Source organism: Burkholderiales bacterium, assembly GCA_015075645.1.
Taxonomy (GTDB): domain Bacteria; phylum Pseudomonadota; class Gammaproteobacteria; order Burkholderiales; family Casimicrobiaceae; genus VBCG01.
Genome location: JABTUF010000005.1, coordinates 136,432 through 160,300 on the forward strand (window position 1 = coordinate 136,432; position 23,869 = coordinate 160,300).

Here is a 23,869-nt window from a genome sequence, read left to right on the forward strand (position 1 = left end):
GAACGGACGACGCGCTTCTCGAACTTCTCCGGGGTCATGATGGTGACGTTCAAGCAACTCGAGGCGCTGCACTGGGTCTGTCGACTGGGGACGTTCGGCTCCGCCGCGACCAAGCTCAACACGACCGAGTCCGCGATCTCCAAGCGCATCGCGGAGCTCGAGCGCTTCTTCGGCGTCGAACTGTTCGATCGCAGCAGGCGCACCGCGAGGCCCACTGCGGAAGGACGCAAGCTCCTCGAACTCGCCGCGGATGCCCTCGGAGCGCGTGACCGCCTGCTCGAGCAGATGGGCCGCGAATCCGCGGTCGTCAGGCGTTTCCGGATCGGCGTCACCGAACTCGTGGCGCTGACCTGGCTTCCCCGACTGGTGCAGACCCTGCGCACGCAATACCCCGATGTGCTCCTCGAACCGGAGATCGACCTCAGCACGCAGTTGTGCCAGAAGCTGGAACTCGGCCAACTCGATCTGGTGATCGTGCCACCGGTGTTCCAGCGGGACGGAAGCATTTCGGCTCCGCTGCAGGAGATGAAGCTCTCGTGGATGTGCCGGCCCGGGCTCGTTCGCAGGTGCCGCCGGGTGCCGCTGGCCGAGGTGGCCCGGCACCCCATCCTGATGCAGATCGGAGGTTCCGGCGTGGACGTCGTCGTCGATCGATGGTTGCGGCACCAGGGACTGAGCATCCGGCGCCTGTATGCCGGCAACAGCCTCGTCGCGCTGGGTGCGCTCACCGCATCCGGTTTCGGGGTGAGCTTTCTTCCGGCGCTCTATTTCCACGACCACGTCGAGCGGGGCATTCTCCAGACGTTCGAGACCGAGGCGGCGCTGCCGCCGATCCGCTACTACGCGGTCTACCGCAACGAGGGGGGAGCATCGTCGTTCAATGCCAAGGTGGCCCGGCTGTGCGTCGACCATTGCGATTTCTCCCGTCCCCGCCTGGACGCCTCGGACGACGGGCGTCGCGCCCGGAATAGATGACTTGCAGGAAACAATTGAGGGGAAATTAACTCTCTTTTTTTCCTGCCTCACTCTCGCGATACTTCGGCGTCATGACGCCGCGAACCATCGCCGAGAAGATCCTGTCGCGCACGTCGGGGCGTCCGGCGCGCGCCGGCGACTTCGTCGTCTGCTCGCCGGACCTCGCCATGGGCACCGACGGTTCGGTACCCATGGCGCTCGACGGCCTCGCTGCGATGCAACGGGAGCCGGCCGGCCTCAGCCCTGCCTCGCGCTTCCTGTTCGCCCTCGACCACTACGGCCCGACGTCGGGGTCGAAGGCGCAGGCACTGCAGTCCCGGGTCCGCGAATTCGCCCATCGACACGCGATCCAGCTGGTCGAGGTCGGTGAGGGCATCGGCCACCAGGTCCTGCTGGAGCGGGGCCTCGCCCGCCCGGGAGCGTTGATCGTCGGCGCGGACTCCCACACGGTCACCTACGGTGCGGTCAACGCGCTCGCAACCGGCGTCGGATCTTCCGACCTCGCCGGCGTGATGTTGTGCGGACAACTGTGGCTCCGGGTGCCCGAGTCGGTGCGGGTCGAGCTCCGAGGTGCGCTCGCGAGGCCAGCCGGTGCGAAGGACGTCGCCCTCCACCTCGTTCGCGCGTTCGGCGCAGGGGGCGCGAACGATCGCGCACTCGAGTTCTGCGGTCCCGGCGTGGCTTCGCTGGACATGGACGACCGCATGGTTCTCGCCAACATGTCCGTGGAAGCGGGCGCCATGGCGGGCATCTTTCCATGCGATGGCGTCACGACGTCCTGGCTCGCGAAGCGGGGCGTCGTGTCACCGGGCGGCATCGCGGCCGATCCGGGCGCCGGTTACGCGGATTCCATCGACGTCGACCTGCGCTCGATTACCTCACAGGTCGCTCTGCCCCATCGGGTCGACCGCGTCGTCGCCGACAGCGCGTTGCCGCGCACGAAGATCGATCTGGTCTATCTCGGCACGTGCACCGGCGGGCGCTTCAAAGACTACGCGGACGCCCTGGAGGAGTTGCGGGTGGCCGGCGGCGTGGCGCCGCACGTGAAGCTGGTGGTGACGCCGGCATCGGCGGAGGTCGAGGCGAAGATGCGCGCTTCGGGACTCCTGGCCGAGTTCGAGCGTATGGGCGCCATCGTCCAGCCTCCCGGCTGCGGCTCCTGCTGCGGCACCGCCGGCGTGGTGCCTGGCGACGGCGACAACGTGCTGTCGACCGCCAACCGCAACTTCCGTGGCCGCATGGGAAACGGCAAGGCGTCGATCTTCCTCGCCTCTCCGCGCCTGTGCGGCCGCGCGGCGGCCTCGGGTTTCGTCGGGTCGGACCGCACCGGGCCTCCCCGGCCTCCGGAGGGCCGGTGACCCTGTTGCCGCTTTCGGGACGCGCGCGCGTGCTCGGCGACGACGTCGACACCGACGCCATCGTTTCCTCCCGGCGAAAGAAGGACAGCATCGACCCGGACCAACTGCGACGCTTCCTCCTCGAAGGAATCGACGCGAACTTCGCATCGACCGTGCGGCACGGCGACATTCTCGTCGCCGGTCGGAACTTCGGCTGCGGATCCGCCATGGAGGTCGCGGCGACCGTGGTCAAGGCCGCCGGGTTCGCGGCCGTCATCGCGGGAAGCTTCTCCCGGACCTACCTGCGCAACGCGATCAACAACGGTCTCCTTCCGCTGACCGCCGACACCTCGGACATCCGGGAGGGAGACCCGCTGCACCTGTCGATCAATCCAGCGGGCACCCCGGAGCTGCGAATCGGCGCGTCCGGGCCGATCCGCTGCGAGCCGCTTCCGGGCTGGATGTGGACGATGCTCGAAGTCGGCGGACTCGTCCCGTACCTGCGACAACACGGCCGATTCGCCGCTCCGGGCGCTCCGCCGCCACCCCTCGCGTAATCCGATGCAACAACCGAACCCAAGGAGGCCTGTCTTGAAATCGACCAGAACCGTACGTCGTGCGATCGCGATCCTGCTGGGCCTCGGCATCCTGTCGACGCCGGCCGCATTCGCGCAAGGAGGGGAGACGACCGGCACCTTGAAGAAGATCAAGGACAACAACCTGATCGTGATTGGCTACCGGGAGTCGTCGGTTCCCTGGTCGTACATCGGCGCGAACCAGGAGGTGGTCGGCTACTCCTACGAGGTCGCGCTGCGGCTGGTCGACGCGATCAAGCGGGAGCTCAAGCTCCCCGACCTGCAGGTGCGCAAGATTCCCATCACCGCGCAGAACCGGATCCCGCTGATGCAGAACGGGACCATCGACCTCGAATGCAACGCGACCACCAATACCGCCGAGCGGCGCAAGCAGGTCGCGTTCTCCTACACCATCGCGCTGACCCAGACGCAACTGCTGACGAGAAAGGATTCAGGCGTGCGCGAGATCGAGGATCTCGAAGGGAAATCGGTGGTCGTCACCGCCGGGAGCACGTCCGAGCGCTATCTTCGTCGCTTCGTCCAGGACCACAAGATGAACGTGACCATCGTCAGCGCCCGGGACCATTCGCAATCGTTCGTGATGCTGCAATCCGGCCGCGTCGCCGCGTTCTTCATGGATCGCGACGTCCTCGGCGCCCTCCTGGCGAAGGCCAGGGATTCCGCCGACTACGTGGTCACCGGAAGACCGCAAACCAAGGAAGCGCTGGCGTGCATGTTCCGGAAGGACGATCCGCAGTTCAAGGCGTTCGTCGACCGGGAGATCGCCGCGTTCGAGACCTCCGGCGCGGCCGAGAAGCTCTACCACCGGTGGTTCCAGCAGCCGATCCCGCCCGACGGCGTCGTGCTGAACACACCGCTGAGTCCGGAGATGAAGGCGCTCTTCGCGAAGCCCAACGACGAATCCTACGACGACGCCCCGAAGTAGCCCGCTCCGGGGCCGGACGCCTCGCGCGCCGCGCACCCGGCGCGTGCCGACGACCGTCCCGGGACATCGACCCGACCCGCTTCCGACGAGACACGACATGCTGCGCATCGCCGACAGGCTCCATCGCATCAAGCCGTCGCCCAGTTCGATGGCTGGACAACGCGCGCGGGAACTGCGCGCGGCCGGCCGCGACATCATCGGGCTGACCTCGGGCGAACCCGACTTCGACACGCCGGAGCACATCAAGGAAGCCGCGAGCCGCGCACTGTCCAGGGGCCAGACGAAGTACACGGATGTCGGAGGCTCGCCGGAGCTCAAGCACGCGGTCACCGAGAAGTTCCGCCGTGAGAACGGACTGGCGTTCGATCGCCGCGAGATCATCGTGGGCGCGGGCGGCAAGCAGGTCATCTTCAACGCCTTGATGTGCACGATCGAGGCCGGCGACGAGGTCGTCGTTCCTGCGCCCTACTGGGTGTCGTATCCGGATATCGTGCGGCTCGCGGGAGGAACGCCGGTGTTCGTCGCCTGCGACGCGGCGGGCGGATTCAAGCTGCGCCCGGACGATCTCGAACGTGCGCTGACGCCGAGGACCCGCTGGCTCGTGCTCAATGCGCCGAACAATCCGAGCGGAGCCCTGTACAGCCGGGCCGAACTGAGGGCGCTGGCGGACGTCCTGCTGCGCCATCCCCAGGTCTGGGTGATGACCGACGACGTCTACGAGCACATCGTCTACGATCGACGCGAGTTCGTGACCATGGCACAGGTCGCGCCCGACCTGAGGGACCGCACGCTGACGATCAACGGCGTCTCCAAGGCCTACGCGATGACCGGATGGAGAATCGGCTACGGCGGCGGACCGGCCGAGTTGATCGAACCGATGACGAAGCTGCAGTCGCAGAGTACGTCGAATCCCTGCTCGATCGCGCAGGCGGCGGCAGTGGAGGCGTTGACCGGACCGCAGTCCTTCATCGAGGAGCGCACCGCGGCCTTCCAGGCCCGCAGGGACAGGCTCGTCGCCCGTCTGAACGCGATCCCGGGGATTCGCTGCCACGTGCCCGAGGGCGCCTTCTACGCCTTCGCTTCCTGCGAGCACCTGCTCGGGACGCGCACCTCCGACGGGCGGGAGGTCGCCGACGGCGACGCGTTCGCGTCGTATCTGCTCGACGCGGAAGGGCTGGCCGTGTTGCAGGGTTCGGCATACGGCGTCCCGTCCCACTTCAGGTTGTCGTTCGCCACGTCGATGGAGAAGTTGGACACCGGATGCGATCGCCTTGCGCGCGCCTGCGAACGCCTGCGGCGCTGACCTTCGGTCGCGGAAGCCCGGCGCGACGCGTGCCCATCAACGCCTGCCAGATGTCGGAGTAAGAACATGACGATAGGATTTCGAATCGCGGTCGCCGCGGCGCGCGCCGACGACGGGCTCCTGGACCGGTTCGCCGAAGTTCCCACGGCGCACGCCAGCGACTGCATGCACCGGATGTTCGCCGGAGGCGCCGCGCTGCGGCCGATGCACGGCGGCGGGAAGCTCGTCGGAAGTGCGCTCACGGTGCGGGTGCGCCCGGGCGACAACCTGATGGTGCACAAGGCCATCGACATTGCCCGACCACGCGACGTGATCGTCGTCGATGCGGGCGGCGACCTGACCCAGGCGATCGTCGGCGAACTGATGATGCGTCACGCGCAGAAGCGCCTGGTGGCCGGGTTCGTCATCCACGGGGCCGTACGCGACAGCGCGACGATCCGGAGCGACTCGTTCCCGGTGTATGCGCTCGGGGTCACCCATCGAGGTCCGTACAAGGACGGTCCGGGCGAGATCAACGCGCCGGTCGCCATCGGAGGCATGGTCGTCTCGCCGGGAGACGTGATCGTCGGGGACGAGGACGGTGTGGTGGCGGTCCCGCTCGCGCAGGCCGAGCAGGTCCTCGCGCTGGCGGCGAAGCACCGGGAGCGCGAAGATCGCGTGATGCGCGACATCCTCGCCGGAACCGTCGACCGTTCCTGGGTCGATGCCGCGCTCGAAGCGCGCGGCCTGGGCAGGTAGCAGCAACGCCGGATGGGAGCGCGGCGCCCACCTCGGCGTGCCTCGTGCCGGGGCTCCATCAGGGCGCAGCGCCGAGCCACCGGGGCGTTTGCCGCCCGCTGATCCCACGCCCCCTCGAGCCGCATGAACTATCACTGGCATTGGTCGGTCTTCCTCCAGGAACCGATGCCCGGGACCACCTACCTCGACTGGCTGCTGTCGGGACTGGAGTTGACGTTGACGATCGGCCTCGGAGGCTGGCTGATCGCCCTCGTGCTGGGAACATTCCTCGGCGTGCTGCGCACGCTCCCCGGCCGCCTGGCATCGGGTCTCGCCGTCGCGTACGTCGAGTTGTTCCGCAATGTTCCGCTGCTGGTGCAGCTGTTCATGTGGTATTTCGTCGCTCCCGAGTTCCTGCCTGGCGATCTCGGACAACGCGTCAAGGCGCTGAATCCGCTGATGCAGCAGCTCCTCGCGGCCATCCTGTGCCTGGGCATGTTCACGGCGGCGCGGATCTGCGAGCAGGTGCGCGCGGGCATCGAGTCCGTGTCCGGGGGACAGGCCCTCGCCGGTCTCGCGCTCGGCCTCACTCGGGTCCAGACCTACCGGTTCGTGATCCTGCCTGTTGCGTTGCGCATCATCCTGCCTCCGCTGACCTCCGAGTTCATGACCATCTTCAAGAACTCCGCCGTCGCGTCGATGATCGGGTTGCTGGAACTCGCGGCCCAGGGCCGGCAGCTCGTCGACTACACGTCGCAGCCCTACGAATCGTTCCTCGCGGTGACGCTCCTCTATCTCGCCGTCAACATGGGAGCGCTCGCCACGATGCGCTGGGTCGAGAGGAGGAGCCGCATTCCCGGCCTGCTGGGCACGCGAGAGCGGTGATCCGATGGCCTACCAGCTCGACTTCAGCAAGATCGACGCGAACACCCTCGCCCTGCTCGGGGAGGGCATGCTGGTATCGCTGAAGATCACCGGCGTCGCGGTGCTGGTCGGGGTCATGCTGGGGACCGCCATCGCGCTGATGCGCCTCGCGCCCTGGACCGCGCTCTCGGCGTCGGCCAAGCTCTACGTCAACACGTTCCGGTCCATACCGCTGGTGCTGGTGCTCCTGTGGTTCTTCCTCGTCGTCCCTCAGGTCCTGCAATCGGTGTTCGGCCTGTCGCCCACCACCGACGTCCGGATGGCGTCCGCGCTCGTGGCGTTCTCGCTGTTCGAAGCGGCCTACTTCTCGGAGATCATCCGGGCGGGCATCCAGAGCATTCCCCGCGGCCAGTTCCATGCCGCACAGGCACTCGGGATGACCCACGTCCAGGTCATGCGGCTGATCGTGCTGCCGCAGGCGTTCCGGAACATGACCCCGCTGCTCGTCACCCAGGTCGTGGTCCTGTTCCAGGACACCGCCCTCGTCTACGTCAGCGCGTTGGCCGACTTCTTCGGGCGCGCATACGGCATCGGGGAGCGCGACGGACGGATCGTGGAGATGCTGCTATTCGCGGGCGCAGTCTACTTCGTCATCTGCTTTGCCGCATCGACGTTCGTTCGGACGCTTCAGCGCGGAAGGGCGCATTGATCGACCCGTTCGTCGGGCGGAATCGCTGCAGCGGGGGCGCGGTCCGGGCTTCGGCTGCCACAACATCAATGACGTTCGGTCGGAAACTACGGTTCGCTATCGCCGCGACTCGAGGAACGCCCGCACGACTTCGATCTGCGCCGCAGGCACGAGCGTCGGCGCGTGCCCGACGCCGGGCAGCGTGACGAGTTCGGCCTTCGGTCCCCGCTCGGTCATCTGCCGCGCGGTGTCCGCCGACAGGAGATCCGAGCGCTCGCCGCGCAGGACGAGCGTGGGCGCGCGGATCGCGTCGAAGATGCTCCACAGGTCGACGTCGCCCGGAACCGCGAGCCCCGCGCGAAACGGGATCGCGATCGCCGGATCGTAGTGCAGCGTCCAGGTGCCGTCGGGACGCCGCACGAGGACGTTGTCGACGAGGAAGCGCCACTCGTCGTCGCTGTGCGGCCCGAACGGTTCACTGATCGCGCGGATCGCCGCGAATGCCGCATCGTAGTTCGGGAACGACGTCGCGACGCCGACATAACCCGCGATGCGCTCGAGCGCGGCGCGCGCGAGCACCGGCCCGGCGTCGCTCACGACCAGCCGGCGGATCGGCGTGCGATCCATCGCCGCGATCGTCATGCCCATCAGCGCGCCGAGCGAGATCCCGACCCAGGCGACCTCCTCGACGTTCAGGCGCGCGAGGAGCGTGATCGCGTCGGCGACGTAGGTCGGCACCTGGTAGAGCATCGGATCGGCGAGGCGGTCGCTCGCACCGCGCCCGGGCATGTCGGGCGCGACGACCCGCCAGCGGGGGCCAAGCGCGCGCGCGAGCGGCCCGAAGTCGCGCGAGTTGCGCGTCAGCGCGTGGACGCACACCGCGACGCGCGGGTTGCCCGGATCGCCCCACTCGCGGTAGGCGAGGCGGTGGAGCTTCCCGCCCGCGAGGCACTCGACGTGCCGCGCGCGCGAGCCGTCGCCCGACACCGGACCGCCCGTCATGCCGCGCTCCGGCGCGGCGGCAGCACCATCTGCGTGCAGCGGAACAACGCGAGCTTCGCGCCATCGGCCTTGCGCGTCACCACCGCGTCCCACACCTGCGTCGTGCGGCCGAGGTGCGTTGCGGTCGCGACGCACGCGAGCGTGCCCTCGCGTGCCGTCGACAGGAAATTGCACTTGAGTTCGACCGTCGTGAAGTTGTGGTCGTCGTCGGGCAGGTGCGCGAGGCAGCCGTAGCCGCATGCGGTGTCGGCGAGCGCGATGACCGTCGCGGCGTGCAGGTAGCCGTTGGGCGCGAGGAGGTCTGCACGGATGTCGAGCTCGGCGTCGAGGCGGCCCTGCGCCACCGACACGAACCGGAAGCCGACGAGTCCCGGCAGACGTCCGTCGCCCCGCTGCCGGAGGCTCGCCGCCATGCGGGTGAAGTGCGCGTCGTTCATGCGATCGTTCCCGTGAACTCGAACTGCGCAGGATACCGGATCGGCGCGCGGCCGATCAGGCCGCGGGGCCGTCGAGGCCGCGACGAACGCGGCGCAACGCGAGGGCGAGCGCGAGGGCGACGATCGGAATCGAGGCGCCGACGGCGAGTTCCGGTTCGACCGGCACGCCCAGCGCCTTCGCGGATTTGGCGAGGTACCCGACGAGCCCCGCGACGTAGTAGGTGATCGCCGCGATCGAGAGGCCTTCGACCGTCTGCTGCAGCCGCAACTGGAGGCGCGCGCGGCGGTTCATCGACTCGAGCAGCGACCGGTTCTGCCGCTGCAGCGCGACCTCGACCTTGGTGCGCAGCAGTTGTCCCGCGCGCGCGATCCGGGCCGAGAGTTCGTCCTGGCGGCGCGCCGCGGAACTGCAGGTCGCCATCGCCGGCGCGAGCCGGCGTTCCATGAACTCCTGCATCGTCTGCACGCCCGGCAGGCGCTCCTCGCGCAACTCGGCGATGCGCTGGCGCACGAGGTCGTGGTAGGCGTGCGCCGCGCCGAAGCGGAAGCGCGTCGCGGCATCGCGTTCCTCGACCTCCGCCGCGAGCCGCATCAGGTCGTCGAGCAGCGCGCCCTCGTCGGCGGGCGTCGTCGCGACCATCCGCGCCGTGATCGCGGAAAGGCGGCGCTCGGCGTCGCCGAGGAGCGCGCCGGACTCGCGAGCGACCGGGAACGCGAGCAGCGCCATCATCCGGTAGGTCTCGATCTCGAGCAGGCGCTGCACGATACGGCCGGCCTGCCGGCCGGTGAGCGAGACGTCGTACACGGCGAAGCGCGTGCAGCCCTCTTCGTCCATGCGCAGATCGGTGAGCACGATGCCCGACCCGCCCGACACGCGCGCGCCGATGATCGAGGCGTCCCCGAAGGCGGCCACCTCCGCCGCGATGTCGGTCCCCGTGCCGTCGCGCACGTCGACTTCGGCATGGACGATCGTCGTGCCCGGCAGGCGCGCGCGCCAGACCGCGGGCACCTCGTCGAACGCGCTCGCATCCGCGCTCGCGTCGTCGCCGATCGCGCGGAACACGGTGAATCCGGAGTACTCGGTGTGCCGCTCCCACTTGAGCCGGTAGGCGCCGCAGTCGAGCCACAGGTACCCGGATGCGAACGCCGGCTCCGGAAGCCCGTGCTGGAGCGCGAGCGAGCGGAGCGCGGCTTCCTCGGCGGCCGCCTCGCCGGGCGGAATGCGCAGCGCCAGGTGCCCGACGCGCTCCGGCGTCAGGAGCCGCGCCGGCGGCCGCGCGTGGATCTCGTCGTGGAGGACCCGCCGTTGCGGGTCGTCGATCGGGCGGGCGCGCATCGGCCGATGGTAGCGCGCGCCCGGCGCGCGCGCGATCCCCCGGGCGGCGTCAGCGGGCCGGGCGCAGATAGCGGAGGAGCGGCGGCAGGCGCGCGACGATCGCGTCCCAGTCGATGCCGTCGAGCAGGTTCTTGAGCGTGAGGCCGAGTTCGGTGTCGCCCTCGATCGAGAGGCGACGCGCGAAGAAGAGCGTGTCGGGGTCTTCCTCGCGGCGGGCGAGCGCGATGAAGTCGGCGAGTGTGGCCGCGATCGTCACGTCGGGTGCGTGCGGCGGCCATGACGCGCGGAAGCCCGCAGGCGTCGACGCGACGTGCATCGCGAGGTCGAGGTCGCGCACGACGAGCGCGAACCGCCTGCCGGCGAGCGGGGCGACCTGCTCGCGCGACACGATGCGCCCGACGCCGAAGTCGAGCGCGCGCGCGAGCGCGAACGACGGCGGCATCGCGGGCAGTCGCGAGACCACCCACGCGACCGGCGCGGGAACGGTGAAGCGCGGCGGTCGGGCTGGCGCGGTCATGCGACGTGCTCGACGCCGGCGCGGCCGTGCCAGAAGCCGTTGCAGGGCGCGCCGGGGAAGTGCGTTCGAACATCGGCGAACGCCTCCGCGGGCCGCCGCTTCCCGTCGATCGCGTCGCGGAAGGCGGCGAGCACCTCGAACGTGCCCTCGCCCTGCGGACTCACGCGCACGACGCCGACACCGGCGGCGGCGAGCGCGTCGAGTTCGGCGAGCAGCGTGTAGACGCCCGCCGACTGCGTCTGCGTGCCGTTGATCGTCAGGAACGGCGCGCCTTCGCGGGTCTTGAGATCGATGCCGTCGGAGAGCCCGAGACAGCGATACTCGCAGGCGTCCTTCTGCAGTCCGTGGTGGCGCGCGGTGAAGCAACGCGCCGAATAGGCGAGCGGCAGCCGTCCGTGCGCCAGCACTTCCGTCTCGACCCCCGCCGGCGCGCCCGCGACGATCTCGGAGATCGCCGTGGACGACAATTCGGCCGGGCCCACCCAGCGCGTCGCGCCTTCGCGCGCGACGAGTTCGAGCATCCGGGCCGAGTAGATCGACAGCGACGCGCCCGCGACGAACGGCAGGCCCCCGCCGCGCGCCGCGAGGATGCGTACGGCGCCCAGGTCGTTCGCCTCGACGCGGAAGCTCCGCTGCTCCGCGAGCTTGCGCACTAGGCGCAGGTCGGCCTCCGCCTCGATCAGCGGCAGCGTCGAGAGCACCGCTTCCTTGCCGGCGGACGCGAGCATGCCGGCGATCTCGATCCAGTCGGGCAGGCGCAGTTCGTGGCGGCGCGAGCAGACGGTCTCGCCCAAGTACACGATGTCCACTTGCGACGACGCCACGTCCGCGTAGAAGTCGAGCACCGACCGGCGCGGCCAGTAGTACTGCAGCGGTCCGAGCGCGAGCTTCATCGCCACGGCCGCGAGTAGGCGCCGAGCGTCTGCGCCTGGCCCTCGGCGAGCGCGTCGAGGTCGGCGTGCCAGCGCGGCAGCGCCGCGAAGGCCTCCGGCGTCGCGACGCAGGCGTCGATCGCCTCGCGCCAGGTGCGTGCGACCTGCGCGACGTACGCGGGAGAACGCTGCCGGCCCTCGATCTTGATCGCGGCGACGCCGATGCGCAGAAGTTCGGGCAGGAGGTCGAGCGTGTTGAGGCTCGTCGGCTCCTCCAGCGCGTAGTACACCTCGCCGTTCACGTCGAAGCGCCCCTTGCACAGCGTCGGGTAGCCGGGGCGCTCGTCGCCCTCGAACGCGTCGATCAGGAAGCCGTTCAGGCGCGTGCGCATGCCGTTCGCGTGCGGCTCCCAGCGCACCGCCTTCGCCGGCGAGCAGACGCCCTGGCAGTTGGGCGATTCGCCGGTCGCATAGGCGGACAGCGCGCAGCGGCCCTCGACCATCACGCACAGGCTGCCGTAGCCGAACACCTCGATCTCGACGCCGGTGGATGCGACCGTGTGCTCGACCTGCGCGATCGAGAGCACGCGCGGCAGCACCGCGCGACGCACGCCGAAGCGCTCGCGGTACCACTCGATCGCCTCGTGGTTGGTGGCGGAGGCCTGCACCGACAGGTGAAGGCGAAGATCCGGGTGCGTGCGCGCCGCGTAGTCGAGGAGCGCCGCATCCGCGCAGATGATCGCGTCGACGCCGAGATCCGCGGCGCGATCGACGGCGCGGGTCCAGCGCGCGAACGCCGCGGTCGACGGAAACGTGTTGAGCGCGACGAGCACCTTGCGTCCGCGGCGGTGGGCGTAGGCGACGCCCTCGCGCATCGTCGCGTCGTCGAAGTTGAGCCCGGCGAACGCGCGCGCGTTGGTCTCGTCGCGGAAGCCGACGTAGACGCAGTCCGCGCCGTGGTCGACCGCGGCCTTCAACGCCGGCAGGCCGCCGGCGGGGCACACGAGTTCGGGACGTCGGACGGAAGGGGAAACGGCGGCGGGCATCGCGAGGCGCCGCGGCAGCATCGCCGCGGCCGCAGCGATCGTCGCGCGTCAGGGCCCTCGCGGGCCTTGATCGGGGTCAAGCGGCACGGCGTCGCACCGCGCCAGCACGCGGGGATTCGTCGTTGCGGCGTCAGAGCCGCTGCGCCACCCAGCCGCGCACCGACTCGAGCGCCGCCGGCAGCGCCGCCGGATCGGTGCCGCCCGCCTGCGCCATGTCGGGCCGCCCGCCGCCCTTGCCGCCGACCTGCGTAGCGACGTGGTTGACGAGTTCGCCCGCCTTCACCTTCGCGGTCAGGTCGCCGGTCACGCCCGCGATCAGCGTCACCTTGCCTTCGGCGACGCTGCCGAGAACGATCGCCGCGCTCCTTAGCTTCTCCTTGAGCTTGTCGACCGTCTCGCGCAACGATTTCGCATCCCCGCCGTCGATCGTGGCCGCGACGACCTTGACGCCGCCCACGTCCGCCGCGCCGCCGGCGAGATCGTCGCCGGCCGAGGACGCCGCCTTCGCCTTGAGCTTCGCGAGTTCGCGCTCCGCGGCGCGCGCCTGTTCGGTCAGCTGCGCGATGCGCGCCTCCAGTTCGCCGACCGGCGCCTTGAGCGCGGCCGCTACGCCCGCGAGCGCGCGCTCCTGCGCCTGGACCCACGCGAGCGCGCCCTTGCCGGTCGTCGCCTCGATGCGGCGGATGCCGGAGGCGACACCGCCCTCGCCGGTCACCTTGAACATGCCGATGTCGCCGGTGCGCGCGACGTGCGTGCCACCGCACAGTTCGCGCGACGTTCCGATGTCGAGCACGCGGACTTCGTCGCCGTACTTCTCGCCGAACAGCATCATCGCACCCTCCTTCTGCGCGTCGCCGATCGGCATCGTGCGCGCCTGCGTCGGGGTGTTGCCGAGGATCTCGGCGTTGACGATCGCCTCGACGCGGCGGATCTCGTCGTCGCTCATCGGCGCGTGGTGCGCGAAGTCGAAGCGCGTGCGCTCGGCGTCGACGAGCGAGCCCTTCTGCTGGACGTGCGCGCCCAGCACCTCGCGCAGCGCCTTGTGCATCAGGTGCGTCGCCGAGTGGTTGCGCATCGTGCGCCCGCGCGCCTCGCCGTCGACGCTCGCGCCCAGCGTGTCGCCCACCTTGATCTCGCCGTTCTTCACCTCGCCCAGGTGGCCGATCACGTCGGGCTGGATCTTCTGCGTGTCGAGGACCGCGAAGAGCGTCAGGCACGCGCCGGTTCGCGAGAGCTCGCCGCGGTCGCCGACCTGGCCGCCCGACTCGGCGTAGAACGGCGTGCGCGAGAGCACCACGACGCCGCGATCGCCGGTGGAGATCGACTCGACGCTCGCGCCGTCCCGGTAGAGCGCGACGACACGCGCCTCCGCGGTCAGCGAGTCGTAGCCGTCGAACTTCGTCTTCGGGCCGTCGTAGGCGAGCGTCCCTCCGGCCTTGAACTGCGACGCGGCGCGCGCGCGTTCGCGCTGCGCGTCCATCGCGCGGTCGAACGCCGGCTCGTCGACCGTGTAGCCGTGGCCGCGCAGCACGTCGGCGGTCAGGTCGAACGGGAAGCCGTAGGTGTCGTAGAGCGTGAACGCCGTCCCGCCGTCGAGCACCGTGCGCTTCGCGCGACGCATGTCGCCGATCGCCGCGTCGAGGATCGTCATGCCGTGGACGATCGTCTCGCCGAAACGCTCCTCCTCGGTCTTCAGCACCTGCGCGACGCGGACCCTCTCGCGCCGCAGTTCCGGGTAGGCCTCGCCCATCAGCCGGTCGAGTTCGTCGACGAGGCGGTAGAAGAACGGCTGGCGCTGGCCCAACTGGTAGCCGTGGCGGATCGCGCGGCGGATGATCCGGCGCAGCACGTAGCCGCGGCCCTCGTTGCCCGGGATCACGCCGTCGACGACGAGGAAGGCGCAGGCGCGGATGTGGTCGGCGATCACCCGCAGGCTGGGCGAGCCCAGGTCCTTCGTGCCGGTCTCGCGCGCCGCGGCGCCGATCAGGTCGACGAAGAGGTCGATCTCGTAGTTCGAGTGCACGTGCTGCAGCACCGCGGCGAGGCGCTCGAGCCCCATGCCGGTGTCGACGCAGGGCTTCGGCAGCGGCGTCATGTTGCCCTGCGCGTCGCGGTTGAACTGCATGAACACCAGGTTCCAGATCTCGATGTAGCGGTCGCCGTCCGCGTCGGGCGATCCGGGCGGGCCGCCCGCGACGTCGGGGCCGTGGTCGTAGAAGATCTCCGAGCAGGGGCCGCAGGGACCGGTGTCTGCCATCTGCCAGAAGTTGTCGGAGGCGTACTTCGCACCCTTGTTGTCGCCGATGCGCACGATGCGCTCGCGCGGGACGCCGACCTCGTTCGCCCAGACGTCGAACGCCTCGTCGTCGTCGATGTAGACCGTCACCCACAGCTTCTCCGCCGGCAGCTCGTAGATGACGGTCAGCAGTTCCCACGCGTAGCGGATCGCGTCGCGCTTGAAATAGTCGCCGAAGCTGAAATTGCCGAGCATCTCGAAGAACGTGTGGTGGCGGGCCGTGTAGCCCACGTTCTCGAGGTCGTTGTGCTTGCCGCCGGCGCGCACGCAGCGCTGCGCGGTCGTCGCGCGCACGTAGGCGCGCTTGTCGTGACCCAGGAACACGTCCTTGAACTGGACCATCCCGGAGTTGGTGAAGAGCAGCGTCGGGTCGTTGCCGGGCACGAGCGACGACGAGGCGACGTGCGTGTGCCCCTTCGAGACGAAGTACTCGACGAACTTGCGGCGGATCTCGGCGGCGGTCATGGGGGTCCGGGCGGCGCGCGGGGTGGAGGGTTCGCGCCGGCAAATCAAAGGGTTGGATTCTACTCCGCGGCGCACGCCGTACCCAAGGGCTCGGCCGGATGGACGAAGGCGCCCGAATGGCGCGGCGCGCATCCTCGGATCAGGTGGTGCGCGGCGGACGGGAGCCCACTTCGGGCCGCCCGTCCCGCGCACGGACCCGGATGAGGGAACGACGATGGAACGAGAAGACCTCTTGCGCTCGCTCGCCGCATGGCGCGACGGCGTCGACCCGGGCAGCGGCGCGCTGCTAACGCCCGATCATCCGGCGCAGCGCACCGACTTCCTGCGCGTCGTGTGCGCAGCGATCGATGCCCTCGAAGTTCCGCGGCCGGCGAGCCTGTCCGGCGCGCCGCCCGACCGGGCGAACGCCGGCCGGCCGTGGTCGGCCGCCGAGGACGCCCTGCTCGCGCAAGCGCATGCCGCGGGGATGGGGGTGACCGAACTCGCCCGTGCCCACGGCCGCACCCAGGGCGCGATCACGGCACGCCTCGTGAAGCTCGAACTGATCGCGCTGCCTCCCGGCATGCGCTTGCGCGGGCTGCCGGCGACGAACGCTCCGCCGGGATGATTCAGGGGTCAGGAGACAGGAGTCAGAGGACAGAGGTCAGCTGCGGCGGAGTCTGCGGTGGCGGCGCATCGGGCGCCGGGATCAGGAGACAGCAGTCAGAGGACAGAGGTCAGCTGCGGCGGAGTCTGCGGTGGCGGCGCATCGGGCGCCGATGCAGCAACTGGGTGTCAGGCAAGGCGGACACGCGCGCCAATCGCGGCAACTCGTTGCGCCGGGGGCGCCAGGGTACGATGCGGTTCGCACGTCACCGAGCGTCCGGATCCTTCGAGCCGAGGGCGCGAAGCGCCTTCAGCGCGACCGACATCGCGTAGCCGCGTGCGAGCAGGAAGCGAACCTGGCGCGCCTTCCCGCGCTCGTCTTTCGGCGGCGCATCGTAGCGAGTGCGCAGCAGCGCGAGCGCCTCGACGACCTCGTCGCGGCCCGCGAGCGATGCGAGCGCCGACGACGCTGCGCCTGCCTCGACGCCCTTCTCGCGCAGTTCATGCGCGATCGCGCGAGCGCCCCAGCGGCCGGCCTTTCGGGCGACGAGCGCCTCCGCGTAACGGGCGTCCGACAGGAACCCGCGCCCGGCGAGTTCGTCGAGCGCGGCATCGGCGGCCTCCTCGCTCACGCCGCGCGCGATGAGCCGGGCGCGCAGCTCCGCGCGGGCGTACTCGCGTCGGGCGAGCATGCGCACCGCCGTCGAGAGCGCGGAAGGCGGCGTGCGATCCGCGCTTCGCGACGGCGTGCGGCGCATGGGCGGTGGCCGCCGGACCCGCCCGCTACGCGCCGTCGTCCGCCACCGGCTTGATCTGGCCGGGGACCGGCACGCCGACCGCCGCGCGGATCTTGCCTTCGATCTCGTCGGCGACCTCCGGGTGTTCCTTCAGGTACTCGCGCGCGTTGTCCTTGCCCTGGCCGATCTTGTCGCCGCCGTACGCGTACCAGGCGCCGGACTTCTCGACGATCCGGTGGGTGACGCCCAGTTCGACGATCTCGCCCTCGCGCGAGATGCCCTCGCCGTAGAGGATGTCGAACAGCGCCTCCCGGAACGGCGGGGCGACCTTGTTCTTCACGACCTTGACGCGGGTCTCGTTGCCGACCACCTCCTCGCCCTTCTTGATCGCGCCGATGCGGCGGATGTCGAGACGCACCGACGCGTAGAACTTGAGCGCGTTGCCGCCGGTGGTCGTCTCCGGATTGCCGAACATCACGCCGATCTTCATCCGGATCTGGTTGATGAAGATCACGAGCACGTTCGCGCGCTTGATGTTCGCGGTGAGCTTGCGCAGCGCCTGGCTCATCAGCCGCGCCTGCAGGCCGGGGAGCTGGTCGCCCATCTCGCCCTCGATCTCCGCCTTCGGCACCAGCGCGGCGACCGAGTCGATCACGATGACGTCGACGCCGCCCGAGCGAACGAGCATGTCCGCGATCTCGAGCGCCTGCTCGCCGGTGTCGGGCTGGGAGATCAGGAGGTCGGCGACGTCGACGCCGAGCTTGCCTGCGTAGGCCGGGTCGAGCGCGTTCTCGGCGTCGATGTACGCGGCGACGCCGCCCGCCTTCTGCACTTCCGCGACGACCTGCAGGCACAGCGTCGTCTTGCCCGACGATTCGGGCCCGTAGATCTCGACGATGCGCCCGCGGGGCAGGCCGCCGATGCCGAGCGCGATGTCGAGACCGAGCGAGCCGGTCGAGACGACGGACAGGTCGTTTTGCACCTGCGCGTCGCCCATCTTCATGATCGAGCCCTTGCCGAACTGCTTCTCGATCTGCTGGAGCGCCGCCGCCAGCGCCTTGCTCTTCTGGTCGTCCATGATCGTCTTTCCGTGGGTCCGGTCGTCCATGATGTGCCTCCCGAGGGTCCTGGTGACGAGGGTCCGCCGGGGCGCCGGCCGGCCCCTGCCGCGGGCCGCCGGCGGGATGTGCCCGCCGATGCCAGCCATTATTCCATGGAACGATCGTTCGATGGAAGGGGTCTTCCGGCCTAATCCGTCCGGCCGATGGCGCGCTTCTGGCCAGAGGTGCCTGATCGGGCCGGGGCGCCGAACGGACCGACGCTGGACCTGCCGCCCGCCTCTGGCCCGGGGTCGCCCGAATGCCGCTATTCCGGCGGCGATCCCGACGCCAATGCGATCACCCCTTCGAGCGCGATCCTGACCGACGCCTCCCGGACCGCCCCGCGGCCGCCCGGCAGGTGCCGGGTCCGCACCCCCCCCGCTCCGTCCCGGGTCGCCCAGGCGAAGCAGACCATGCCGACCGGCTTTCCGGGTGTCCCGCCGCCGGGTCCGGCGATGCCGGTCACGGCGACCGCGACGTCCGCACGGCTCGCGCGAAGCGCGCCGTCCGCCATCGCGCGCGCGACCGCCTCCGACACCGCGCCATGGGCTTCGAGCAGCGCCCGAGGCACCCCGAGCATCTCGACCTTCGATCGGTCGGTGTAGGTGACGAAGCCCCGGTCGAACACCTCCGAACTGCCTGCGATCGAGGTCACCGCCTGGGCGACGCCGCCGCCGGTGCACGACTCCGCCGTCGCGAGGAACCAGCGGCGCGACCGCAGCGCCTCCACCAGCGCGCTCGCCGCACAGAGGATCGCGGACACGCCCGACGGGGTCACCGGCATTCGCCGTCCCGGCCGAAATAGACGTACTCGTAGAGCGTCGCGAACCCGAAGCGCCGGTACACCTCGATCGCCGGCGCGTTGCCCGCGTCGACCTGCAGGTACGCGACACGCGCGCCGCGTTCCCACGCGCGCGCGAGGAGGCGCGCGACGAGCATCGTCGCGATGCCCCGGCGCTGGTGCGAGGACGACGTGACCACGTCGAAGACGCCGACGATCTCCCCTTCACGCGCCGCCTTGGCCGCGGCCACGACGACGCCGTCGACGCGTGCGACGGCGTAGCGCGCGTCGAGCGGCGACTGCGCGAGTCGTTCGCGATGCGCGTCGCGCTGCACCTGCGGCGATCCGCGCAGGTCGGCCACCGCATCGACGAACGCCGCCGCGCCGGGCTCGACCACCGTCACGTCGGGCACCTGCGGTGCCGGAATCTCGGCGCCGTCGAGCGGCGCCACCTGCACGAGCGTGGGGTCGAAGCGCCGGTAGCCTCGCGCCTCGAGGGCCGGAACGAGCGACGACGGTGTGGCGAACGGCGTGATGCGGAAGATCGCCGGCAGTTCGCGTTCGCGATACACGGCTTCGCAGTGGCCGATCTTGTCGTCGAGCGGCAAGGTGCTGCCGTATTGCGGGTTGACGCTGCGTCCGCGCTTCGCCTTGCCCGGCGACAAGCGCAGGACCCAGCCGTCGTAGAAGAGCTGGCGCTGCGTCTGCAGCGCGTTCAGCCCCGCCTCCTCGATGCGGCGCGCGTCGATCACCGGGTGAGCCCCAGCGCGCCGGCCGCGCGCACGAGGAGCGCGAACGCGAGGAGCGCGTAGCCCGCCGCGACGACGTCGTCCAGCATCGTCCCCAGCCCGCCGTGCCACGCGCGGTCGATCGCGCGCGCCGGCGGGAGCTTCACGATGTCGAAGAAGCGGAACAGCAGGAACGCGAGACCGATCGACACCGGGTCGAGGCCGGTGAAGAACAGCACGGCGAGGAACGCGACCACCTCGTCGATCACGATCGCGCCGTGGTCGGGCACGCGGAGGTCGCGCGCGGTGACCGACGCTGCCCACACTCCCGCCGCGAACAGGACGAGCGTGCCGACCGCGTAACCCGCGTCGCCGGAGCGCGCGAGCAGGAAGGCGAGCGGAATCGCGACGGCGGTGCCGAAGGTGCCGGGCGCGAAGGGCGCGAGGCCCGCGCCGAAACCCAGCGCGAGGAAATGCGCGGGGTGGCGGAACAGGAACGCGGCCGTCGGCGGCGCGCCCTTCATGCGCGGTCGGCGGCGAAGTGGTCGAATGCGCGCGGCAGCGTTTCGAACGGCACGCCGGCCTCGTCGTGCACGACCACGCCCGCGCCCTCGACGACACGCCCGATGCGTGTCACCGCCACGTTCGCGCCCCGTCCCGCGGCTTCGACGCGCGAGCGCAGCGCCACAGGCGCGGCGAACACGAGTTCGTAGTCGTCGCCTCCCGCCAGGACCATGGCGAGCGCGAGCGCACGATCGTCGCCGCGCAGCAGCCGGTCGAGCGCGCCGGTCCGCGGCACCCGGGCGAGCTCGACGATCGCACCGACGCGCGAGGCCGAGGCGAGGTGGGCGAGGTCGCCGGTGAGTCCGTCGGAGACGTCGAGCATCGCCGAGGCGATGCCGCGAAGCGCAATGCCGAGCGCGACGCGCGGCGTCGGCCGTTCGAGGCGCGCGATGCAGGAGGTGCGCGACGCGTGGTCGAGCGCGACACGCCCCTTGAGCGCGGCGAGTCCCAGCATCGCGTCGCCCAGCGTCCCCGACACCCAGAGGTCGTCGCCGGACGCGGCGCCGCTCCGCAGGATCGCCGTCCCCGCAGGCACTTCGCCCACGATCGTGATACACAGGTTGCGCGGACCGCGCGTCGTGTCGCCGCCGACGAGCGCGACGTCGTGCTCCCCCGCCAGCGCGAAGAGCCCGCGCGTGAACGCGGTGAGCCACGCGTCGTCGGCGTCCGGGAGCGCGCCGGCGAGGAGCGCCCAGCGCGGCCGTGCCCCCATCGCCGCGAGGTCCGACAGGTTGACTGCGAGGACCTTGTGCCCGAGCGCGGCCGGATCCGCGCCGGCGAGGAAGTGGCGGCCCTCGACCATCATGTCGACCGCCAGAACCAGTTCGGCGCCAGGCGACGGAGCGAGGACGGCGGCGTCGTCGCCGATGCCCACCCGCACCGAGGGATCGCGCGACGCGCGCCGGAAGTGCCGGTCGATCAGCGCGAACTCGTTCATCGCCGGAGGGCGACGTCGCCGATCTCGCGCTGCCAGCGGGCGAGCAGCCGCTTGCGCAGTTCCGGCTGCGAGAAGCGCATCGGATCGACGTCGAGCGTCGGGACCTGCGCGAACCGGGCGGCCTCGGGCCGGATCGTCGCGGTCGCATTGGCCGGCACGATCAGGTTCCGCGTGCGGTTGGCGAGCTCCTGCGCGTCGCGGCCGAGCGCCCAGTCGTAGAACGCGCGCGCCTCGCGCGGATGCGGCGCGCCGGCGACGATCGCCATGCCGCCGAGCGCGGCGCCGGTGCCCTCGCAGGGAATCGTGATCTCCACCGGAAAGCCGGCGAGTTGCTGGGTGACGAACTCGTGCACGAACGACACGCCGACCGCGACCTCGCCGCGCGCGACCGAGGGCCCCTGCGCCGTCCCGGACTGCGTGTAGCGCACCACGTTGGGCGCGAGCCGCTTCAGGTAGGCGAACGCGCCGTCCTCGCCGTAGAGCGTCACGAGCGTCGCCAGGATGGTGTAGCCGGTGCCGCTCGTCACCGGATTGGAGAGCTCGACGTCGTGACGCCACGCCTCGCCCGTGAGGTCGGCCCAGCAGCGCGGCGCCGTGGCGCCCCGCTTCGCGACGAGCGCGGGATTCGATCCGAACCCCAGGACGATCCGGTAGATCGCGGCGACGCGGAAGCCGCTGCGCTCGGTGGCCTCCCGCGCCCAGGGCGCGAGTTCGACGAGTCGCGGCGAGCGGTAGGGTTCGAGGAGACCTTCCGCGGCGGCCTGCAGCAGCGGGTCGATCGTGCCGCCGTACCAGACGTCGGAACGGGGGTTCTCCCGCTCCGCGCGGATCTGCGCGTAGGCCTCGCCGGTCGGCTTGCGCGTGATCGCGACCGACACCCCGGTCTCGCGCTCGTAGGTCTTCGCCGCGAGTTCGCACGCGTCGGCGTCGTGGCTGCAGGTGACGACGAGCGAACGTTGCGCCGACGCGGCCGGCGCCGCGAACACGGCCGCGGCGGCGAGCGCGGCGAGGAGCGCCGCCGGTGCGCGCATGACGGGCGCCTCAGCGCGCGCGCGCGGCCACTTCGGCCGCGCGCACGCTCGCCGCGTGGCGGTCGAGCACGCCGTTGACGAACTTGTGCCCGTCGGTGCCGCCGTAGGACTTCGCGAGTTCCACCGCCTCGTTGATCACCACGCGGTAGGGAATCTCCGGGCGCTCGTCGAGTTCCCAGGCGCCGATCGCGAGGATCGCGCGCTCGATCGGCGAGAGTTCCGCCGGCTTGCGGTCGAGGAGCGGCGCGAGCCGCTCGACCCGCGCGTCAGCCCCCGCGGCGAGGGCACGCCACATCGCGTCGAAGTACGCGGCGTCGGCGCGCTCGTAGCCCTTGCTCGTCTCGAGTTGGACGCGCACGTCGTCGGGCGCGTTGTCCGCGAGCCGGCGCTGGTAGAGGCCCTGCAGCACGAGTTCGCGCGAGCGACGGCGCGCCGCGGACCTAGGCGTCGTCGAGAGCATCGGAGAGGTTCGCGAGTTCGAGCGCGGCCTGCGCCGCCTCGTAGCCCTTCGTGTCCATGCGGGCCTCGGCCTGGGCGTCGGTCTCGCAGGTCAGGATGCCGTTGCCGATCGGCGTGCCGAACTCGAGCATCACGCCCGACACGCCGGACGCCGACTCGTTGGCGACGATCTCGAAGTGGTAGGTCTCGCCGCGGATCACCGCGCCGAGCGCCACCAGCGCGTCGTAGTCGCCGCCCTGCGCGAGCCGCTGCAACGCGAGCGGCACTTCGAGCGCGCCGGGCACCGAGACGATCAGCACGTCGTCGTCGGCGACGCCCGCTTCTGCGAGCGCGCGGAGCGCACCGGCGAGGAGGCCTTCGCCGATCGCCGGGTTGAACCGGGACAGCACGATCGCGACGCGGCGTCCGGCGCCGGCGCTCGAGGGGGCGATGCGGCGCGCCATGGCCCGCTTCAGCCCGCGGCGCGCGCGGGCGCGTCGAGGTAACCGGTGACTTCGAGGTCGAAGCCGGTCATCGAGGGCATCTTGCGCGGCCTCGCGAGCAGGCGCATGCGTCCCACGTTCAGGTCGCGCAGGATCTGCGCCCCGATGCCGTAGTTGCGGAGGTCGGTCTTCGGCGCGGCCAGCGGTTCGCTCGACAGCGCGCGGCGGCGCAATTCCTGCGGCGTCTCCGGCCGGTGCAGGAGCACGATCACGCCGCGACCGGACGCAGCCACCGCCTCCATCGAGGCCGGGATCGTCCACGAGTGGGTCGTGTCGTGGACGTCGAGGAGGTCGATCACCGACAGCGGCTCGTGCACGCGCACCAGCGTCTCGACGTCGGGGGCGAGCGGTCCGCGCACCAGCGCGAGGTGGGTCGCGTCGGTAAGCTTGTCGCGGTAGACGACGAGGCGGAACGCGCCGTGCGGCGTCGTGATCGGCCGCTCGGCCATGCGCTCGACCAGCTTCTCGGTGCGGCTGCGGTAGTGGATCAGGTCGGCGATCGCGCCGACCTTGAGCCCGTGGTGGTCGGCGAAGCGCTCGAGCTCCGGCAGCCGCGCCATCGTGCCGTCGTCGTTCATGATCTCGCACAGCACCGCCGACGGGTTGAGGCCGGCGAGCCGCATGAGGTCGCAGCAGGCCTCGGTGTGGCCGGCGCGCACCAGCACGCCGCCTTCCTGCGCGATCAACGGGAACACGTGCCCGGGCTGGACCACGTCGTCCGCGGAGGCATCCGGCCGCGAGGCGACCTCGATCGTGCGCGCGCGGTCGGCCGCCGAGATGCCGGTGGCGATGCCGGTCGCCGCTTCGATCGACTGCGTGAAGTTGGTGCCGTGCACCGAGCGGTTGCGCGCGGCCATCGGCGTCAGGCGCAGGCGCTCGGCCTGCGTGGCGGCGATCGGCATGCAGATCAGGCCGCGGCCGTGCTTCGCGAGGAAGTTGACCTTCTCGGCCGTGACGAAATCGGCGGCGAACACGAGGTCGCCCTCGTTCTCGCGGTCCTCGTCGTCGACCAGCACGACGATGCGGCCGGCCTTGAGTTCGGCCACGATCTCCGGAACGGAAGCAAGCGCCATGATGCGACTCCCCGGT

General features: G+C 70.8%; 26 protein-coding genes. 9 read left to right on the forward strand and 17 right to left on the reverse strand.

Annotated elements, in window-relative coordinates; genetic code table 11:
- Window positions 1-39: 39 nt before the first annotated feature.
- The 8 genes from HS109_13865 to HS109_13900 all read left to right on the forward strand — a co-directional run bounded on the left by HS109_13865 (window position 40) and on the right by HS109_13900 (window position 7,426).
- Window positions 40-975 (forward strand): LysR family transcriptional regulator, encoded by a 936-nt coding sequence (locus HS109_13865; GenBank protein MBE7523455.1) that lies wholly within the window; start codon window positions 40-42, stop codon window positions 973-975.
- A gap of 71 nt (window positions 976-1,046) precedes the next feature.
- Window positions 1,047-2,333 (forward strand): 3-isopropylmalate dehydratase large subunit, encoded by a 1,287-nt coding sequence (locus HS109_13870; protein MBE7523456.1) that lies wholly within the window; start codon window positions 1,047-1,049, stop codon window positions 2,331-2,333.
- The gene (locus tag HS109_13875; GenBank protein ID MBE7523457.1) at window positions 2,330-2,869 is read left to right on the forward strand and encodes an alpha-IPM isomerase; all 540 of its coding nucleotides are present in this window, start codon (window positions 2,330-2,332) and stop codon (window positions 2,867-2,869) included. Before HS109_13870 ends, HS109_13875 begins: the two co-directional genes overlap by 4 nt.
- A 4-nt stretch (window positions 2,870-2,873) precedes the next feature.
- Entirely contained in the window at window positions 2,874-3,833 is a 960-nt protein-coding gene (locus HS109_13880; protein ID MBE7523458.1) for a transporter substrate-binding domain-containing protein, read from the forward strand.
- A 97-nt stretch (window positions 3,834-3,930) separates the two neighbouring features.
- On the forward strand, window positions 3,931-5,136 hold the full coding sequence (locus HS109_13885) for a pyridoxal phosphate-dependent aminotransferase (GenBank protein MBE7523459.1): 1,206 nt from the start codon (window positions 3,931-3,933) through the stop codon (window positions 5,134-5,136).
- A 66-nt stretch (window positions 5,137-5,202) separates the two neighbouring features.
- Entirely contained in the window at window positions 5,203-5,874 is a 672-nt protein-coding gene (locus tag HS109_13890) for an RraA family protein (GenBank protein MBE7523460.1), read from the forward strand.
- Between the two features lie 123 nt (window positions 5,875-5,997).
- The gene (locus HS109_13895; protein ID MBE7523461.1) at window positions 5,998-6,738 is read left to right on the forward strand and encodes an amino acid ABC transporter permease; all 741 of its coding nucleotides are present in this window, start codon (window positions 5,998-6,000) and stop codon (window positions 6,736-6,738) included.
- A gap of 4 nt (window positions 6,739-6,742) precedes the next feature.
- Window positions 6,743-7,426 (forward strand): ABC transporter permease subunit, encoded by a 684-nt coding sequence (locus HS109_13900; GenBank protein MBE7523462.1) that lies wholly within the window; start codon window positions 6,743-6,745, stop codon window positions 7,424-7,426.
- 96 nt (window positions 7,427-7,522) lie between these two features.
- On the opposite strand, the gene HS109_13905 is transcribed toward HS109_13900, so the two are convergent.
- The 7 genes from HS109_13905 to alaS all read right to left on the reverse strand — a co-directional run bounded on the left by HS109_13905 (window position 7,523) and on the right by alaS (window position 15,376).
- A complete protein-coding gene (locus HS109_13905) occupies window positions 7,523-8,407 on the reverse strand; it encodes an alpha/beta hydrolase (GenBank protein ID MBE7523463.1) in 885 nt (294 codons plus the stop codon).
- Entirely contained in the window at window positions 8,404-8,844 is a 441-nt protein-coding gene (locus HS109_13910) for a PaaI family thioesterase (GenBank protein MBE7523464.1), read from the reverse strand. The genes HS109_13905 and HS109_13910 overlap by 4 nt, the downstream gene beginning before the upstream one ends.
- Before the next feature lie 55 nt (window positions 8,845-8,899).
- A complete protein-coding gene (locus HS109_13915; protein ID MBE7523465.1) occupies window positions 8,900-10,180 on the reverse strand; it encodes a DUF3422 domain-containing protein in 1,281 nt (426 codons plus the stop codon).
- A 49-nt stretch (window positions 10,181-10,229) separates the two neighbouring features.
- Complete coding sequence (locus tag HS109_13920) at window positions 10,230-10,697, reverse strand: SCP2 sterol-binding domain-containing protein (protein ID MBE7523466.1); 468 nt, start codon at window positions 10,695-10,697, stop codon at window positions 10,230-10,232.
- Window positions 10,694-11,590 carry a U32 family peptidase gene (locus HS109_13925; protein ID MBE7523467.1) on the reverse strand — a complete coding sequence of 299 codons (897 nt, stop codon included), beginning with the start codon at window positions 11,588-11,590 and terminating at the stop codon, window positions 10,694-10,696. The genes HS109_13920 and HS109_13925 overlap by 4 nt, the downstream gene beginning before the upstream one ends.
- Window positions 11,587-12,615 (reverse strand): U32 family peptidase, encoded by a 1,029-nt coding sequence (locus HS109_13930; protein ID MBE7523468.1) that lies wholly within the window; start codon window positions 12,613-12,615, stop codon window positions 11,587-11,589. Before HS109_13930 ends, HS109_13925 begins: the two co-directional genes overlap by 4 nt.
- 130 nt (window positions 12,616-12,745) lie before the next feature.
- A complete protein-coding gene (gene alaS / locus HS109_13935) occupies window positions 12,746-15,376 on the reverse strand; it encodes an alanine--tRNA ligase (protein MBE7523469.1) in 2,631 nt (876 codons plus the stop codon).
- A 214-nt stretch (window positions 15,377-15,590) separates the two neighbouring features.
- Between alaS and HS109_13940 the strand changes: the two genes are divergently transcribed.
- Window positions 15,591-15,983 (forward strand): hypothetical protein, encoded by a 393-nt coding sequence (locus HS109_13940; protein ID MBE7523470.1) that lies wholly within the window; start codon window positions 15,591-15,593, stop codon window positions 15,981-15,983.
- A gap of 244 nt (window positions 15,984-16,227) precedes the next feature.
- On the opposite strand, the gene HS109_13945 is transcribed toward HS109_13940, so the two are convergent.
- The 10 genes from HS109_13945 to ribB form a co-directional block, all read right to left on the reverse strand.
- Entirely contained in the window at window positions 16,228-16,719 is a 492-nt protein-coding gene (locus tag HS109_13945; protein MBE7523471.1) for a regulatory protein RecX, read from the reverse strand.
- A gap of 25 nt (window positions 16,720-16,744) precedes the next feature.
- The gene (recA, locus tag HS109_13950; protein ID MBE7523472.1) at window positions 16,745-17,776 is read right to left on the reverse strand and encodes a recombinase RecA; all 1,032 of its coding nucleotides are present in this window, start codon (window positions 17,774-17,776) and stop codon (window positions 16,745-16,747) included.
- Window positions 17,777-18,063: 287 nt separating this feature from the next.
- Entirely contained in the window at window positions 18,064-18,582 is a 519-nt protein-coding gene (locus HS109_13955; GenBank protein MBE7523473.1) for a CinA family protein, read from the reverse strand.
- Window positions 18,573-19,331, reverse strand: a complete 759-nt coding sequence (locus HS109_13960; GenBank protein MBE7523474.1) for a GNAT family N-acetyltransferase — start codon at window positions 19,329-19,331, stop codon at window positions 18,573-18,575. Before HS109_13960 ends, HS109_13955 begins: the two co-directional genes overlap by 10 nt.
- Window positions 19,328-19,831: a phosphatidylglycerophosphatase A gene (locus tag HS109_13965; protein ID MBE7523475.1), complete on the reverse strand. Its 504-nt coding sequence runs from the start codon at window positions 19,829-19,831 to the stop codon at window positions 19,328-19,330. Before HS109_13965 ends, HS109_13960 begins: the two co-directional genes overlap by 4 nt.
- The gene (gene thiL, locus HS109_13970; protein MBE7523476.1) at window positions 19,828-20,808 is read right to left on the reverse strand and encodes a thiamine-phosphate kinase; all 981 of its coding nucleotides are present in this window, start codon (window positions 20,806-20,808) and stop codon (window positions 19,828-19,830) included. The genes HS109_13965 and thiL overlap by 4 nt, the downstream gene beginning before the upstream one ends.
- A complete protein-coding gene (locus HS109_13975) occupies window positions 20,805-21,839 on the reverse strand; it encodes an ABC transporter substrate-binding protein (GenBank protein MBE7523477.1) in 1,035 nt (344 codons plus the stop codon). The genes thiL and HS109_13975 overlap by 4 nt, the downstream gene beginning before the upstream one ends.
- 10 nt (window positions 21,840-21,849) lie before the next feature.
- Window positions 21,850-22,299, reverse strand: coding sequence for a transcription antitermination factor NusB (gene nusB, locus HS109_13980; GenBank protein MBE7523478.1), 450 nt, complete (start codon window positions 22,297-22,299; stop codon window positions 21,850-21,852).
- Entirely contained in the window at window positions 22,280-22,741 is a 462-nt protein-coding gene (locus HS109_13985) for a 6,7-dimethyl-8-ribityllumazine synthase (GenBank protein MBE7523479.1), read from the reverse strand. The genes nusB and HS109_13985 overlap by 20 nt, the downstream gene beginning before the upstream one ends.
- Before the next feature lie 8 nt (window positions 22,742-22,749).
- Complete coding sequence (gene ribB / locus HS109_13990; protein ID MBE7523480.1) at window positions 22,750-23,853, reverse strand: 3,4-dihydroxy-2-butanone-4-phosphate synthase; 1,104 nt, start codon at window positions 23,851-23,853, stop codon at window positions 22,750-22,752.
- Window positions 23,854-23,869: the final 16 nt, after the last annotated feature.

Excerpts from the sequence above, each read along its gene's own strand:
- HS109_13900 (MBE7523462.1), top strand. The coding sequence starts at position 6,743 with ATGGCCTACCAGCTCGACTTCAGCAAGATCGACGCGAACACCCTCGCC.
- HS109_13930 (MBE7523468.1), bottom strand. The coding sequence starts at position 12,615 with ATGCCCGCCGCCGTTTCCCCTTCCGTCCGACGTCCCGAACTCGTGTGC.
- HS109_13890 (MBE7523460.1), top strand. The coding sequence starts at position 5,203 with ATGACGATAGGATTTCGAATCGCGGTCGCCGCGGCGCGCGCCGACGAC.
- HS109_13885 (MBE7523459.1), top strand. The coding sequence starts at position 3,931 with ATGCTGCGCATCGCCGACAGGCTCCATCGCATCAAGCCGTCGCCCAGT.
- HS109_13895 (MBE7523461.1), top strand. The coding sequence starts at position 5,998 with ATGAACTATCACTGGCATTGGTCGGTCTTCCTCCAGGAACCGATGCCC.
- HS109_13865 (MBE7523455.1), top strand. The coding sequence starts at position 40 with ATGGTGACGTTCAAGCAACTCGAGGCGCTGCACTGGGTCTGTCGACTG.
- nusB (MBE7523478.1), bottom strand. The coding sequence starts at position 22,299 with ATGCTCTCGACGACGCCTAGGTCCGCGGCGCGCCGTCGCTCGCGCGAA.
- HS109_13975 (MBE7523477.1), bottom strand. The coding sequence starts at position 21,839 with ATGCGCGCACCGGCGGCGCTCCTCGCCGCGCTCGCCGCCGCGGCCGTG.
- alaS (MBE7523469.1), bottom strand. The coding sequence starts at position 15,376 with ATGACCGCCGCCGAGATCCGCCGCAAGTTCGTCGAGTACTTCGTCTCG.
- thiL (MBE7523476.1), bottom strand. The coding sequence starts at position 20,808 with ATGAACGAGTTCGCGCTGATCGACCGGCACTTCCGGCGCGCGTCGCGC.
- HS109_13905 (MBE7523463.1), bottom strand. The coding sequence starts at position 8,407 with ATGACGGGCGGTCCGGTGTCGGGCGACGGCTCGCGCGCGCGGCACGTC.
- HS109_13920 (MBE7523466.1), bottom strand. The coding sequence starts at position 10,697 with ATGACCGCGCCAGCCCGACCGCCGCGCTTCACCGTTCCCGCGCCGGTC.
- HS109_13965 (MBE7523475.1), bottom strand. The coding sequence starts at position 19,831 with ATGAAGGGCGCGCCGCCGACGGCCGCGTTCCTGTTCCGCCACCCCGCG.
- HS109_13985 (MBE7523479.1), bottom strand. The coding sequence starts at position 22,741 with ATGGCGCGCCGCATCGCCCCCTCGAGCGCCGGCGCCGGACGCCGCGTC.
- HS109_13945 (MBE7523471.1), bottom strand. The coding sequence starts at position 16,719 with ATGCGCCGCACGCCGTCGCGAAGCGCGGATCGCACGCCGCCTTCCGCG.
- HS109_13915 (MBE7523465.1), bottom strand. The coding sequence starts at position 10,180 with ATGCGCGCCCGCCCGATCGACGACCCGCAACGGCGGGTCCTCCACGAC.
- HS109_13880 (MBE7523458.1), top strand. The coding sequence starts at position 2,874 with ATGCAACAACCGAACCCAAGGAGGCCTGTCTTGAAATCGACCAGAACC.
- recA (MBE7523472.1), bottom strand. The coding sequence starts at position 17,776 with ATGGACGACCAGAAGAGCAAGGCGCTGGCGGCGGCGCTCCAGCAGATC.
- HS109_13940 (MBE7523470.1), top strand. The coding sequence starts at position 15,591 with ATGGAACGAGAAGACCTCTTGCGCTCGCTCGCCGCATGGCGCGACGGC.
- HS109_13925 (MBE7523467.1), bottom strand. The coding sequence starts at position 11,590 with ATGAAGCTCGCGCTCGGACCGCTGCAGTACTACTGGCCGCGCCGGTCG.
- ribB (MBE7523480.1), bottom strand. The coding sequence starts at position 23,853 with ATGGCGCTTGCTTCCGTTCCGGAGATCGTGGCCGAACTCAAGGCCGGC.
- HS109_13870 (MBE7523456.1), top strand. The coding sequence starts at position 1,047 with ATGACGCCGCGAACCATCGCCGAGAAGATCCTGTCGCGCACGTCGGGG.
- HS109_13955 (MBE7523473.1), bottom strand. The coding sequence starts at position 18,582 with ATGCCGGTGACCCCGTCGGGCGTGTCCGCGATCCTCTGTGCGGCGAGC.
- HS109_13910 (MBE7523464.1), bottom strand. The coding sequence starts at position 8,844 with ATGAACGACGCGCACTTCACCCGCATGGCGGCGAGCCTCCGGCAGCGG.